This window comes from Paenibacillus polysaccharolyticus, assembly GCF_023714295.1.
Lineage (GTDB): Bacteria > Bacillota > Bacilli > Paenibacillales > Paenibacillaceae > Paenibacillus > Paenibacillus polysaccharolyticus_A.
Map to the genome: position 1 here is coordinate 274,843 of NZ_JAMAUN010000006.1, position 15,473 is coordinate 290,315.

Annotated in this window: 12 protein-coding genes; all 12 read right to left on the bottom strand. The window is 45.7% G+C overall.

Annotated elements, in window-relative coordinates:
• Positions 1-106 precede the first annotated feature (106 nt).
• Complete coding sequence (gene dnaB, locus M3629_RS16735) at positions 107-1,468, bottom strand: replicative DNA helicase (protein ID WP_251508527.1); 1,362 nt, start codon at positions 1,466-1,468, stop codon at positions 107-109.
• A 1-nt stretch (position 1,469) separates the two neighbouring features.
• The gene (rplI, locus tag M3629_RS16740) at positions 1,470-1,913 is read right to left on the bottom strand and encodes a 50S ribosomal protein L9 (protein WP_251508529.1); all 444 of its coding nucleotides are present in this window, start codon (positions 1,911-1,913) and stop codon (positions 1,470-1,472) included.
• A complete protein-coding gene (locus tag M3629_RS16745; RefSeq protein WP_251508531.1) occupies positions 1,910-3,907 on the bottom strand; it encodes a DHH family phosphoesterase in 1,998 nt (665 codons plus the stop codon). The genes rplI and M3629_RS16745 overlap by 4 nt, the downstream gene beginning before the upstream one ends.
• 11 nt (positions 3,908-3,918) lie before the next feature.
• The gene (locus tag M3629_RS16750) at positions 3,919-4,830 is read right to left on the bottom strand and encodes a DUF2232 domain-containing protein (protein WP_251508533.1); all 912 of its coding nucleotides are present in this window, start codon (positions 4,828-4,830) and stop codon (positions 3,919-3,921) included.
• Between the two features lie 5 nt (positions 4,831-4,835).
• Entirely contained in the window at positions 4,836-5,138 is a 303-nt protein-coding gene (locus M3629_RS16755) for a MazG-like family protein (RefSeq protein ID WP_090923575.1), read from the bottom strand.
• A gap of 205 nt (positions 5,139-5,343) precedes the next feature.
• Complete coding sequence (locus tag M3629_RS16760; RefSeq protein WP_090923576.1) at positions 5,344-5,769, bottom strand: CBS domain-containing protein; 426 nt, start codon at positions 5,767-5,769, stop codon at positions 5,344-5,346.
• A gap of 197 nt (positions 5,770-5,966) precedes the next feature.
• Positions 5,967-7,001, bottom strand: coding sequence for an LCP family protein (locus M3629_RS16765; protein ID WP_251508535.1), 1,035 nt, complete (start codon positions 6,999-7,001; stop codon positions 5,967-5,969).
• Positions 7,002-7,254: 253 nt separating this feature from the next.
• A complete protein-coding gene (locus tag M3629_RS16770) occupies positions 7,255-8,847 on the bottom strand; it encodes an MFS transporter (protein ID WP_251508537.1) in 1,593 nt (530 codons plus the stop codon).
• Between the two features lie 261 nt (positions 8,848-9,108).
• On the bottom strand, positions 9,109-11,535 hold the full coding sequence (locus M3629_RS16775; RefSeq protein ID WP_251508540.1) for a S9 family peptidase: 2,427 nt from the start codon (positions 11,533-11,535) through the stop codon (positions 9,109-9,111).
• Positions 11,536-11,648: 113 nt separating this feature from the next.
• Complete coding sequence (locus M3629_RS16780; RefSeq protein WP_251508542.1) at positions 11,649-12,545, bottom strand: D-alanyl-D-alanine carboxypeptidase family protein; 897 nt, start codon at positions 12,543-12,545, stop codon at positions 11,649-11,651.
• Between the two features lie 156 nt (positions 12,546-12,701).
• Complete coding sequence (locus tag M3629_RS16785; RefSeq protein ID WP_251508544.1) at positions 12,702-14,528, bottom strand: oligopeptide ABC transporter substrate-binding protein; 1,827 nt, start codon at positions 14,526-14,528, stop codon at positions 12,702-12,704.
• A 19-nt stretch (positions 14,529-14,547) separates the two neighbouring features.
• Positions 14,548-15,453, bottom strand: coding sequence for an ABC transporter permease (locus tag M3629_RS16790; RefSeq protein ID WP_123067009.1), 906 nt, complete (start codon positions 15,451-15,453; stop codon positions 14,548-14,550).
• Positions 15,454-15,473 lie beyond the last annotated feature (20 nt).

Genomic DNA, 15,473 nt, shown 5'->3' on the forward strand with positions numbered 1-15,473 from the left:
CACGCTATATAAGGTATGAATCCTGATATTCAGCCGTGTTATTCTCCGATTGCTGGTTGTACCGGATAGCCTGTGTACCCCTGTTCAGAGTATCGCAGTCTATCCCCTACATCGCGAAGGCATCATTATGCGCCCTCTCGTAATTGACGAATTTATTGAAGTTTTTCAGGAAGACCAGCTCTACCGTACCTACCGGACCATTACGCTGTTTGGCAATAATGATCTCAATAATATTTTTCTTCTCGGTTTCTTGGTTATAGTAATCATCCCGGTACAGGAAGGCCACGATGTCGGCATCTTGCTCGATCGAACCCGATTCCCGCAAGTCACTCATCATCGGACGTTTATCCTGACGTTGCTCTACACCCCGGCTAAGCTGAGACAAGGCGATAACCGGAACTTCCAGTTCCCGGCCAATCTGCTTCAGTGTACGTGATATCTCCGATACCTCTTGTTGACGATTTTCTCCGGCTTTTCCACGTCCACTGATCAATTGAAGGTAGTCGATCAGAATCATACCGAGACCCTTCTCTTTTTTCAGACGACGGCATTTCGCACGAATATCAGCTACCGTGATCCCTGGCGTATCGTCAATATAGATGTTGGCTTCGTTGAGAGCGGCAATACCCATGGTCAGCTTCTGCCAGTCTTCATCACCTTTGAATTCCCCTGTACGCAGAACTCCCGCGTCCAGGTTGGCCTCGGCGCAGATCATACGTTGTACGAGCTGTGCCGCGGACATCTCCAGACTGAAAATGGCTACCGTTTCTTGCGCCCTGATGCCTACATTCTGAGCAATATTCAAAGCAAAGGCTGTCTTACCTACAGATGGACGTGCCGCTACAATAATCAAGTCACTACGCTGGAATCCGGCAGTCATCTTGTCCAAATCGATGAAGCCGGAAGGGATTCCCGTTGTCGTTCCCCGGTTCTGATGTAGCGTCTCGACTTTATCGAATACTTCCATGAGTACATCCTGGATTGCGATAAAACCACTACTGGAGCGTCTGTTGGAAATTTCCAAGATGCGGCGCTCTGCTTCGCCGAGCATGCCCGCGACATCTTCTCCACCTGTGTATCCTTCGCTTACGATCTGCGTAGCTGTACGAATCAGACGACGAAGCATCGATTTCTCTTCGATAATCTGCGCATAATAATCCACGTTGGCCGCTGTTGGCACACCGTGTGCAAGCTTGGCAAGGTAGCTGACGCCACCAATGTCCTCCAGCTCGCCTTTATCCTTCAGGCGCGAAGTCAACGTAACAAGGTCAATCGGTTGATTTTCCTCACCCAGCTGAATCATCGCTTCATAAATCAATTGATGGGGCTTATCGTAGAAATCCTCGGTTTGCACCCGTTCCATCGCTGTAATCAGAGCTTCGCTCTGCAACAGGATTGCACCCAGCACTGCCTGTTCGGCTTCCAGGTTCTGCGGGGGAATCCGGTCGAATAACATTTCGCCGCCCATCTTACTCCTCCGTGACCTGTACCTTCAAGGTTGCCTTCACTTCAGGGTGAACCTTGACGATCACTTGTGTTACACCAAGCGTACGAATTGGATCATGCAGCTCGATTTTACGCTTGTCTATTTTCAGACCTTTTTTGGCCAGGGCTTCCGCAATTTGTTTGCTTGTAATGGCGCCGAACAGACGGCCACCTTCACCTGCTTTTGCCTTGAGTTCCGTCACTTCTGCTTCCAGCTTCTTCGCGAGTACTTCGGCTTCAGCTTTCTCTTCCTGCTTGAGTCTTTCTTCAGCTGCCTTCTGATTATCCAGTGTTTTCATGTTGCCTTCTGTTGCTAGACGTACAATTCCCCGTGGCAACAGGAAGTTCTGTGCGTACCCTTCCGATACTTCCTTCACTTGCCCCTTCTTGCCTTGACCCTTCATATCTTTTATAAAAATGACTTTCATTCGAATAACCCCTCTTCCTTTTCGATTTCAGCCAGGACGTTCATCAGCCGTTTCTCCGCTGCTCCCAGCGTTCCTTCAAGCTGCACCGCAGCATTCGTTAAGTGGCCGCCGCCACCTAATCGTTCCATAACGACCTGGACATTCATGCGCCCCAGTGATCTCGCGCTGATGCCAATCAGTCCATCCGGACGCTCACTGATCACAAATGAGGCGACCACGTCGGTCATGTTCAACAATGTGTCCGCCACCTGGGCGATCATCATCTGTGAAATCTTGTTGCCTGGGCCCGTAACTGCCAGCGCAATGTTCCCATATACCATTTTAGCATGCTTTATGATTTCTGCCTTAGCAATATATTCTGACAGATCCTCTTTCATCAGCTTCTGCACCATAATGGTATCTGCGCCACTGCGACGAAGGAAGCCAGCTGCTTCAAATGTCCTCGAACCCGTATGCAACGCAAAATGTTTCGTATCCAGTGTGATGCCGGCGAGAAGTGCCGTTGCTTCGAGTGGAGTAAACTGTACCTTTTCGTGAATATATTGCAGAAGTTCCGTCACAAGTTCGGCGGCAGATGAAGCATAGGGCTCCAGATAGATCAGTACTGCATCATTAATAAATTCCTCACCCCGGCGATGATGATCCACTACGACCACACGTGTTGCAGATTGCACGAGTTTAGGTTCCATCGTCATTGAAGCTTTATGGGTATCCACAACAACCAGCAGTGTGTGCTCTGTCATCAGCTGCGTTGCTTGCTCCGGCGATATCAGAGCTTTGGATAGCTTCTCGTCCTTGTTGACCTGTTCCATCAGCCGTTCAATAGAAGGATTCATCCCGTCCAGCACAATACGAGCCTCAACGTTGTACAGACTCGCTGCCTTCCACACCCCAATAGATGCACCGATGGCGTCCATATCCGGCATTTTGTGCCCCATGACGATTACCCGGTCACTCTCCTGCATCAAGTCCCGCAGGGCATGGGCAATTACCCGCGCTCGAACGCGTGTGCGTTTCTCCACTGCATTGGACTTTCCACCGTAAAACGATAAACGTTGACCCGACTTCACAGCCGCTTGATCCCCGCCTCGTCCGAGTGCCATATCCAGACTTGATTGTGCCAGTTCTCCCATCTCACTGATGCTGTCTGAGCCCGATGCAAGTCCAACGCTTAGCGTCATTGGCACTTTCAGATCGGCTGTCATCTCCCGGACTTCGTCCAGAATAACAAACCGGCTCTGCTCAAGTTCCTGCAGAGACTTATGATTCAGCATCATCAAGTAACGATCCGATGAAAGGCGACGGAGATACACGCCATATTGCTTCGCCCAGGCTGTAATCTCACTGGCAACTCGTGCAATAAGCGCTGTACGTTGCTGATCATCCATGCCTTGAGCAGCCTCATCCAGATTGTCCAGAACAAGAATGCCCAGAGCAATGCGTTCATTCTCATATTTGTCCCGCAAAATAGCTAACTCGGTGATTTCGTACACATATACGTACCGTTCCTGCGGGTTGTGAATTACACCGTAATACCGATCATCCAGTTGGAATTCATCATGGAATTCCTTGGGTGTCGGTTCTTTCGATCCATCCTTATCCTTCTTCTCCTTCGGTTGGGGAAGATGTGGGAACAGGTTAAGCAGTGAACTGCCGACGACCGTCTTCTCATGGAACATCTCTGCAACGAAGCGGTTATGCCACTCTATCGTACGATCCTCGCTGTACAGCACAATTCCGAAGGGAAGCATGCTAACTGCTTCACCTTCCATGCGTTTAATACGAATGGTAAGGCCATTAATATAGTCATTGAGCTCCCGGCGGAATGCGAGTTCTGCCTTGATCATGACGATTCCCAGCGCCGAAGCCAGTATCAGACTAATCAAACCAAGCGTCCAGTTATAGATGGTAACCAACATCACTAGTAGCAACAGCAGTATGAACGCCCATACGGTATAATAGCCGTGCCAGCGTTTCTTTAGAAATTTAGGCATGACTCATCACCCTATCGTTTTGATTTCGATATTGCCTCACGGATCGGGAACGCCAGGTCGATAATTCCGACAATGCGGAGCGGACCAATGAAGAACACTGCCGCACCCAATAAAAACGGAATAACCGGATTCCATCTTCTGGTATGTGAGAGGAAGAAGAAGAAACCGATGGCCTGAATCATGAAACCAAGGTTAATTAATGGCGACAAGTTCATTGCAATCATCTTCCAATACGATCCGTCATTTTGTCTGGATACTACCTCAATAATCAATGCGAGGAAATAATACCAGATCAATGCACGTGGCATACGCCATTCTCTTGCAGGTGGTAGTTTGGATACGTTCAAGCCCATGACACTCAGAATCGGACGAGCAATGATATGTGTAATGAATGCCATGACCATCGACGTAACGACCAATGCAAAAGGAATCATTAACTGCGTTTGTTTAGCAACATCTTCGGTCATTTCAGGCGTCCAAACGAAGCCATTGATCATCTGATTCGAAGAATTCGTAAGCGGTTCAATCGTTAATTGCACCACATCCCGGATATAACTGGACAGATCAAATTGGAAAATGAGACTGCCCACCAAAAGTAACAAAAGGTATTCCGCAAGCATTGTTCCGGCACCTGTCATTAAAGCAAATAACGCCGATTTTTGATTTTTATAGGCATGACCCATAGCGATGGCCGGCAAAATTAAGATCACCATGAACAACAGATAAATCGGATGGACCATGACCAAAATAATAGCAACCGGCACAAGATGCAAAATAAAGGATTTTACAGATAGTGAGGCATACAAAATGACTCCCGGAATCATCATAAAAAATATAGAGAGCACCGATAAAGGAGTTAATAGTGAAAGCAGCAAAAGTAAAAGCACTGCACTCCAGACAGCTGATTTAAAGCTAAATTTCAACAAATTCACCTCTTACGCATATGATCTTCTAGCGCGGAAATATCCTGGTACCAGTCTTCAAGCTGGTGACCCTCCTGTTTATGCTTTTTCAACTTCTCTACAAGCAGAGCATCGAGGTCCTTAAACGGAATACCGAGCCGGCGGCCCAATATGTAACTGCTCATCATTAAACTGGCAAGACTATCTCCGATTCGAATCGTGCTGCCTTCCCACAATGCTTTGAATAATCGGGATACCTGATCAAGTACTTCGGTTTTCAGCCATTCAATCACTTTAGCCCGCTTGGCTACATCCAGTTCTTTAGGCATTTGACGAAAGTCACTCTCCCCCGAAAAAGCTTTATTCTCGATTATAGCATAAAAAAGGGGCCTGCAAAATTACCCCCAAAAACGAAGAAAGTCTCCGAAACCCCATGTCAGGTGTGATCCCGAGCCCCGTATGTCTTATTCATATATATTCGTAATAATCGCTGTGATTATCCCTGTCAGCATCATCATTCTGAAAAGACTTCATCTATTTAGCCTTCATGGACTCCTTGGCAACAATTCCTTCGCAGTATTCAATGATCTGACTACGTCTTACAATCCCGATAAAACGTTCCATATCATCTACGACGGGAACAAAATTCTGTACCTTGGCTAGGTTAATTAAATCCTCCATATTGGCATCGATGGATACCGGCTTGATATCGAGTCTTAGTGGAACGTCCTTGAGAAGAAATTTTGAAGCGTTTTCAAACGATATCTTTCCTTCCGCATTTTTCATATACCACAACAGATCGCCTTCCGTAACCGTACCAATGTATTTACCTTCCTTATTCAAAATAGGCACTGCTGTAAACCGATGATATTCCATCCGTTCCAGCGTTTGCCGCAGTGTAGAGTCCGACGTCACACATGTAACCTCTTGTTTGGGTAGCAAAAAAAATGCGATGTTCATACCCTCATATATCCTCCTTGTGTATTTCTCGTTCAACTAGATCGCTCAACTTATATTATACGTTATAGAACGAAGGATGTTCCAAAAGGATGAAGATCTTACAAGATGAAAAGTCTCACACAAAGAAAAAAACAGCAGCCCGCTCATTAAACGTACTGCTGATTGTTGTGTAAGACAAACCATCTGTATGGAGTTAACTATTCAATCTTCTGCCGGTCAGGGATCATGACTTCACCGGCTGGGGTCGATTGATCCATCCAGTTTTTAATCAGCTCTTTGGCATATTGGACATCTTTCTCATCGGCACGGCCATAATAGATGCCATTCTTACGCATACCTTCGCTCAAAATCGTAAAGCTGGAAACCTGTGGTTTCTCCTGTGTCAGCACTTGTTTTGCCAGATCAATGATAAAGTTTGGCTGCATGTCAGTCTGAAAATTATCACCCATGATCTGGAATAGCTCAGGGATCTTTGCAATTTGATTCAGGTTCAACATCTTGTTTGCAAAAGCATTCAGGAAAATTTGTTGCCGGTTCGTGCGGTTAAAGTCACTGTCTTCCCGATATCTCACGTAATAGAGTGCTTCCTGCCCGTCATAGATCGGTTTACCGCCTTTAATCGTGAACTTTTCATGATTTGGATCTTTGTTCACGATATCCTTATCAATCGGTAGTGATATGCCCCCGAGGGCGTCAACCACCTTTTTGATCCCCTGAAAGTTAATCGTTGCGTAATAACCTACGTCCGCATCAAGAAACTTTTCCACCGTACTGATGGACATATTCTCCCCGCCGAAGGCGTAAGCATGCGCAATTTTGTCATAATCATCTGTCCCGTCTTTGTCCGCGTCTCTTCCTACGATCTGCACATAAGTGTCCCGCGGAATAGATACCAGCAATACCCGCGATTCCTTCGGACGAACCACAGCATAGATAACGGCATCCGAACGTCCACGTGACTTCTCATAGTCTCGTTTATCGGAACCCAGGAGCAACACGGAAAATGGTTCCTTACGATATACGGTCGGATCAGGCGTTTTATTGCCTTCCTGCGGCACGTAAGAATGCGTTAGCTGTGCTTCTACGGTATCCGCCAGAAACAGGTCAAATGCAGCCACAGCGAGCTGCTGACGGAAAACATAACCGCCAATGATTAAAACGACGAGGGATATAAGTGTTATATAGAGGCCTTTGCGACTTTTTTTCTTCTTTTCTTTAGTTCTGCTTTTCATCCGTCGATTCCTTCTTCACTCTCGAAATTGAAATTCATTAATACCCATTAAACGTGAGCAACGTCTGATGACACGCAGTTCTCCAAACTTTTATTTCTCTTTGAGCCGGAGTACCGCTGATGCTCGTTCTATTGTAATCATTCCTGCATCATGAAAAGTTACAATCGGGTTAAATTGAAAAGAACAGCGAACCCTTTTTCGGTTACAAAAGGTTCACTGCTCCTCTATATCTTCTCATTTTACTCTCTACATATTATGTGGATCCCAACGATCCATCTGGTTTCTGCTTCTGTTTCTCACTTTGACGAAGACGCCCCGTTATAAGGGCCACAATCAAGGTTAACACGCTAAAAATAACTGCTGACCAGAAAAGTCCATTGTAACCCTGGCCTGTCGTTTGATGTACAGCCTGGAGCAACGTTTCCCGTATGTCAGCATCCGGAATCTTGGATAACCCCGTCATGAGACTGGAGACATCATTACCGGATGCTCCACCAGAAGCATATTGCTCCAGTGCGGCTGGTGGTACTTCGATTCCTCGATCCGCCAGACCTGACTGGATGTTCGAGCCCAGGTTAGAAAAGGAACGTGCCAGGAATCCGGCGAAGATCGTCGGTGCAATCGCCATTGCCATTTGGCGGAACAAGGAACTCGTTGCTACCGCAATACCTTTATTGTTCTCACCTGCCTGTTCCGTCACCAGAACGTTGACTGGCGCACCCAGCATCATACCAAAACCAATGCCGACAAGGGTACTCGCGATAACAAACTGCCAAATCTGCTCTACCCACAGCGGGAATAACAGGAAACCAATGGCAGAGAGCAAGCCAGCTACCGACAATGTCCAGATTGGCCCTTTGCGGTCAACGAGGTACCCTCCTCCTCCTGCTCCAATCCCGGAGGCCAGAGCGAGCGGTGTAAACCAGTAGCCCGAAGCGGTGCTTGATACGCCTAGATATTGCTCTACAAAGCCAGGAATGAAGATAACGGAGGCCAGAATGGCTCCTGAGGAAAAAGCAATGAGCAACGTCCAACGGAAGGACGCGATGCCAAGCAGTTTAGTGGAAACGACCGGTTCGCGGTCCGACCCTTCCAGCCTTTTTTCCATAAAATAAAAGATGACCAGCACAGCTACACCCACTAAAAAGAAGCTATAAAACATAGGTGAGGCCAAGCTTTGAAGCATATTCACACCGTCGAGATTGCTGAAGCTATACATCAGACTCAGTACGCCTAAAGTTAAAACGGCTATGCCGCTCCAATCGACAGCTGCTTGGCTTAACTCCTGTTCTTCCTGGATATAACGAATTCCGGCAACGAACAGCAGGATTGCAATCGGTACGTTGATGAGAAATAACCAATGCCAGTTCCCCGTAATATCAAGGATGAATGCGCCAATGTTAGGGCCAAGAATAGCCGCAATGCCGTTCATACCTCCCAAAAGACCCAGCGCTGTACCCTGCCTTTGAGCAGGAAATTTGCTGAGAACATAAGAACTTGCAATGATAAATATCCCGCCCCCACCAAGCGCTTGAATGACCCGGGCGATCAGGAAAAAGGTAAACGAAGTACTTAAAGCGACAAGGAGCGATCCGGTTCCGAACAAAGCAACCTCAATCAGAAATAGCTTTTTTCGTCCAAATCGATCGGACAGCTTGCCCGCGATTGGTACACTGATTGCAAGCCCAAGCGTGTATAACGTAATCGTCCAAGCCCCCCACGTTGGCGACACACCAAACGAGGCATTCAATGTAGTGAGCGACGATGTAATAATTCCGTTATCCAGTGCAGCCATAAATACACCCACAGCGAAAAGGATCAATGGCCATTTCATTTCTTTTTGCATCCCGGATTCCCCCTTCATCTGATTTTGTACGTTCTCGTAACAACTCCTAATACGATCTATATAAACCTGTATGAATAATAATGACTCACTGGTCATTTTAAAATAAAGCGAGTCTATATGTCAATTGATGAATATATTCAGATACCAAAAAGTAGCATTAGCTATCCATTTCAATGATGCATTTCTCTATCTCATGAACCTCAAAAAAAGAGGTTGTACCCGAATTCCGTATAGGAATCAAAGTACAACCTCAGCTCATAACTATTGCATCAGATGACGGTTCAGGAACTTTTCTATAGCACGGTACAGATCCAGTTGATTCTCTACATTGGCGTAGCCGTGCCCTTCGTTCATTTTCAACATATACGGCACATCGACTCCGCGTTTGCGCAGTGCTTCTACAATTTGATCAGACTCTGCCTGTTTGACACGTGGATCATTGGCCCCCTGAACAACAAGTAGCGGTGCTTTCATTTGATCCACATGGAAGAGCGGTGAGATCGCAGTAAGCAGCTCTTTGTCCTTCACAGGATCACCGACACGCTCATAAAACAGATTGCGCCCTGATTCCCAATATGGCGGCAGCGAGTTAAGCAGCGTAAAGATGTTGGATGGACCCACATAGCTAACCCCAGCAGCATATACATCCGGGGTGAAGGCCAAGCCAGCGAGGGCTGCATAACCTCCGTAAGATCCTCCATAAATAGCGACTCGCTTCGGATCAACTGTACCTTCTTTCACCAGCCAGTTTACACCATCCGTGAGATCATCCTGCATGGCTTTACCCCACTGTTTGTTTCCTGCCTCTAGAAACTTCTTACCATAACCTGTTGACCCGCGAAAGTTAACCTGGAGGACTGCATATCCACGACTTGCCAGAAACTGAACATCCGGAATATATCCCCATGAATCACGTGACCACGGTCCACCATGCGGAAGAACAACTAAAGGAAGATTCGATGCCGTCGCACCTTGTGGCAGTGTCAGATATCCATGAAGGTCCAGGCCATCCCGAGACTTGAACATAATTGGTTTCATATCTGCCATTTTGGTCTCATCAATCCATGGAGCCGTATCCGCCAGCTTATCGAGCTTGCCTGTTTTGGAATTATAGAAATAATATGTGCCCATCGATTTGTCACTGTATGATATAAAGAGTGCCTGCCCATCATCACTTGTGCTTATAATACCAACCTCTTTGCCAGGCACCTTGGCTTTGATATCCTGCATGAGTGTCTTGAACTCGTTGTCAAAATACTCATAGTTGACCTTGTCTGTCTCATAGACTGCTGCAAGGATCTTGCCTTTTTCTTTGGAAGGAATAACATTGCTGACATCCACATCTTTGTTTTCAAAAAGAGTTCTGGTTACCTTCTTTGTTGCCAGGCTATATTCCACGACAGCCATCTTGTCTTGCTCCAGATTGGATACTGCGTACAGGTTTTTGTTGTCGCTTGTGAACATGACAGGAACAAACGTATCTCCTAGATCTGTGGTAAGCAGCGGCTGAAACGGCTGATCTTCCGCATCACGGTACAACAAGGAAGATACATTGCCATCACTGGATATGGCCACACGAATTTTTCCTTCATGGTCTGTCATCCAGCCAGTAATGTTACCCGGATTCTCCGCGGCAATAACCGCCTCTCCTGTCTTGATATTGATACGGTAAACGTCAAAAACTCTCGGGTCACGCTTGTTCATGCTCACCAGAATTTCATCTGGAATATTCTCCAGAGGATCAACAAGCATCGCTCTTGTGTTTGGATAAGGCGTCAGATCTTTGCTATTTTTGCCATCAATATCTGTAACATACAGGTGATAGTTCTCATCTCCGGCTGCATCTTTCGCATACAGCAGTTTGTCATTCGTTGCCCATGCAAAACTAGCAATACTGCGATCTGTTTCACTTGTAATACGTACAGGCTTATCTTGACCATTTGTCGTAACCACGATGTTCATCCGATTGTTCCACGGCTCCATGTAAGCCAGATGTTTGCCATCTGGTGACATTTGGAAACCTGCCTGAGCAGGCTGTTTGAAGAAGTCCTCAAGCGGTGTAACCCCTGCTTTCTTCACATCAAGTCCTAGGGCAAGGTACAGAGCACTCGCAAATTCCCCATGTGTTACTGCTTGTTTTGCATGAAATGCATTACCTTCGATAATAAAATGTTGTTTAATTCGGACAGCGTCATTCACATGTACAGCTGGAATTTGGTCAGTATCACTGTAGACCACCTGGATCCCGTTATCCTTCAGTTCAAAAGCTCGTGTAAACAACGAAGCCATCTGAGCACGTGTGAGCGGAGCATCTGGCGCATACCCTCTGATATTACCTTGAATGAGATCACCTTGTTTCAGTGCATAAATGGCTGGTGCTGCTGCATGATCGGGCAGAACGTCTGCAAAGCCTGTAAGGGTTGCCGGAGCTTTCAGTTCAAGCACCCGCTGTAAAATAATCGCAGCTTCAGCACGTGTAATAGGTGTTGCTGTTTCTCTCATTCCATCTGTGGTGCCATCTATGTATCCCAGTTGTTGCAGTGTCTGTGTTGCCTTGGAAACGATCGATTCCGATACAGCTGCGGTAGGCTTGACTGCTTCGGCCGCCTGTACAGCAGGTTGAATCAAGGCAATCGACATGGCTATAGACAGCGTGAGTACATGCACTTTTTTGCTAATCGAGTTCAAATGTTTTCCTCCTTATAAGTGAATGGCAGGATAATATGGAACTATACGCATCCTATTCTACTATAATTATCCATATAACAACAGCGGCAACTCTCCTTGACACGGAGGTATGTTTAATTTACCTTTGTGTTCGAAAATCCGTAATTCAACAACTTGCGTGTTTCAACAAACCGGCCTTCTCTCGTTTCCGATCCAAATATAACCGAAATTAGCCGTTTGCCATCCCGCTCAGCCGTTCCAACGAAATGATATCCTGTATCCTCATCATATCCCGTCTTTAATCCATCATTACCTTCATAAGCATAAGGACCACCGATCGAAGATAACATCCAGTTTGTATTGCTCATATAAATCCCCTTTTGGTGCAAGGAAACTTGCATTTGATTGGAAACTTTAAGGATTTCGGGATGATGGTTAAGTAAGTATCGGGCAAGCTTGCAGGCATCCATTGCAGTCATTAACGTTTGACCGTGGATATCCTGTGGACGGTAAGGACCAAGCATAGTTTCGCCTAAACCTGTGGAGTTGGTGAAGTGTGTGTCCCCTGACAAACCGATCTCGGCAGCCTTCTGATTCATCCTCTGTACAAATTGGTGCTCTGAACCGCTAATATGTTCGGCCAAAGCAACGGTAGCATCATTAGCAGAGTATACCGCCACCACCTGGAATAGTTCCTGAACAGTGAATCGATCTCCCTGCTTGAGTGCAAGCTGATTCCCGCCAACAGAACTGGCATAACGGCTGATATTAACAGGATCATCCCAACGAATATCTCCTCTTATTGCAGCCTCCATTACAAGCAGCTCGGTCATTAACTTGCTGACACCTGCAGGGGCAATCTCTTCCGAACCATTGTAATCCATCAGTACCTGTTCCGAATTCATATCCATCAAAACAGCCGACTCTGCTTTGATGCCTGGTTTACCAACCAGCATGTCCGGTTTTACGCCCAAATATATAATAACTAGTAAAGTGAATAACATTCCTGCGCGTTTCCACCATATTTTCATCGATTCATCACCTCTTACCTATATAGACGTAGCAAAGAGGCGTTTTGTCTGCATTTTTTTGAGAAAAAATTAAATTTTTTTTATTTTTTGGTTACAAAAAAAACATGGACTCCATACACCCCATGCCAGAGTGTTGGAATCCATGTTTATTATTGATTACTGAGCAACAACTGGTTTGTCTGCATTTACAGCCAGATCGCTCAAGTATACGCCAGTTCCATCACCGATCGCATAGTTCATTACACGTTTGTTAACTGGTGATACCACAGCACGATACAATGTTGGGAATACTGGAACTTCATCTACCATGTATTGTTGCCACTCATTGTAGATCTCTTTACGTTTTTCTACGTCAAATGCTTCGGCAGAGATACCACGTGCCAGCAATTTGTCGTTCTCTTCACTGGAGAAACGAGGGAAGTTATAGAGTGCATCACGTCCATACAGACCTGATGGGTCTACGTCAATACCAACGCCCCAAGCTGCTTGATACACATCGACATTTGGATCATCTTTACCTGTGTTACCCACACGGTCGTAGAAGTTGTTAAACTCGATCATTTCCAAGTTTACTTTCAGACCGATTGCTGCCCAAGATTGAACATAGTAACGTGCGAGTGGCTCAGCTGTGTCGCCACCTGTCATAGAAATAAAATTGATTTCAAGTGGTGAACCATCTGGCTTCGTACGGAATTCTCCGTCCATTTTATAGCCAGCTTCGTCAAGCAATTTCTTTGCAGCTTCCGGATCATATTTCACACCCGGATTGTTGGAATCATGAAATTCAGGGTGAGAAGGCGGAATCAGCGTTGTTGCATTCCAGCGAAGACCATTGTAGAAACGTTTACCTACCTGGTCATTATCTACAGCCATCCACATCGCTTTACGCAAGTTTTTATCTCCCATTTTTGCGTCAGGATTGGATTTAACTTTATTGTTTTCGGCATCCCATGTTCCCAGTTTGAAACCGATGTACGTATACGCACGGTCGATTGCACCTAGGAATTCAACGTTGGAGAGATTCGCATTATCTTTATACTGATCTGTCGGGAAGGAATCTACCAGATCTACACCGCCAGATTTCAGCTCTTGAACAACCGTTGTCGGGTTGATTACTTTCAATGTTACTTTGTCCAGTTTTGGAGTTCCACGCCAGTAGTCATCGTTTTTAACAAACGTTACAGACTCACCTGGTGTGATCGTTTCTACTTTAAACGGACCAAAACCAATTGGCTTCTCGCGTACTTCTTTAGAAGAAGACATTTTCGCAATATCCATGTTACCAAAAATATGTTTCGCTAATGGATATGTCCACACGCCGCCTGTCAACAGGGACGGTGTTGCTTCTTTATACGTAATGCTGATTTTTTTGTCACTCAGCACTTTAATACCAGAGATTGTTTTTGCTTTTCCAGCATGGTATTCTTCCATACCCACAACACTTGTGAAGTTGGAATCATAACGCGGGCCATCATAGCCTTTGCCACCGATAACTTCATAAGCAAATTGCAAATCTTCAGCCGTTACCGGCTTGCCATCATGCCAGTTTACATTGTCACGAATCGTGAGCGTAAACGTTTTGCCATCTTCGGATGTTTCGTATGTTGCAGCACCATCATTAGTGTAAACATAGTCTTTATCCCAAGTCAGCAAACCTTCGTCAAACCATTGCAAAACTTGCGCATCCGGATTACCGGAATAGAAGTTAAAGTTTAATGTACCTTCAAAAGCAGTATCAGATACGAGACCAAAGGTAAGCGATCCACCTTCAATAGCTGTACCTTCATTCTTTTTAACATTACTGAAGTCTTCAATGGAGTAAACCCCTTCTTCTTTAGCAGGTTTTTCTTCCGTTTTCCCTTCTTCCGTTTTGGCTCCTGGTGCAGGAGTAGCTGCTTCTTTCTCGGAGCACGCCGCAAGCGCCAATACAAAGACCAGCATCATCGTGAAAAATAGTCCTCGTGAAAATAATCCCTTTTTCATGAACCTTTCCTCCCTTTTTTTAACCTCTTCTTTGTCTTGCATCCGTCGCACGTTTCAAGGCTTGTCCGACATTATTTATACTCAACATCAATACCAGGATCAGCAGTGATGCAGGTAGCCATATCCACCATCTGTATTCCAAGGTTTGCGGATTACGTGCATAACTTACGAGTGTCCCAAGACTTGGTGTGCTTTCTGGGAAACCAAATCCTAGGAAAGACAACCCAGATTCAAGACCAATATTAGCTGCCAGGTTCAGTGTCATCGTAACAATGATAATTGAACTCAGGTTGGGAAGAAGCTGCGATACAATAATTTTAAAATGAGAAGATCCAAGTGTTTTGGATGCTTTGATATACTCGAGTTCACCCTCCTGAAGTGCCTTGGATCGAATCAATCTGGCAATTCCCATCCATAGGAAGGCGGTCATAATGAGAGAGAATGAAACAATGTTATATTTGGGTACAGCTGTTACAAAGGCGATGACCATCATCAAGAATGGCAAGATCATGAAAAAGTCCACCACACGCATGAACATATTATCAATCATTCCGCCAAAGTATCCCGAAAGAACACCAACCAGAATGCCAATGAATCCAGTCATTAAGGTTACCAGAATACCGATGGTTAGAGAGTTCCTTGTCCCAATAACAAGCTGACCAAATACATCTCGGCCGCCATAGTCTGTCCCCAGCCAGTATTGCGCGGAAGGCGGCTCATACAGAGCAAACAAATCAACTTTAACAATATCGTCCTGATTCAGGATCATGGAAGTTCCATATACAAGAAGGATGACAAGCCCCAGGAATATGAGCGAAACGAGGGCTACTTTGTCCCTGACCAACTCTCGCCACACGATGCTTAAGCCGGAAGGGCTTTTATCAACCTTCTGTGAAGTTACAATAACATCATTGGTCTTGCTCATCTGTTTTCACCCCGAAATCT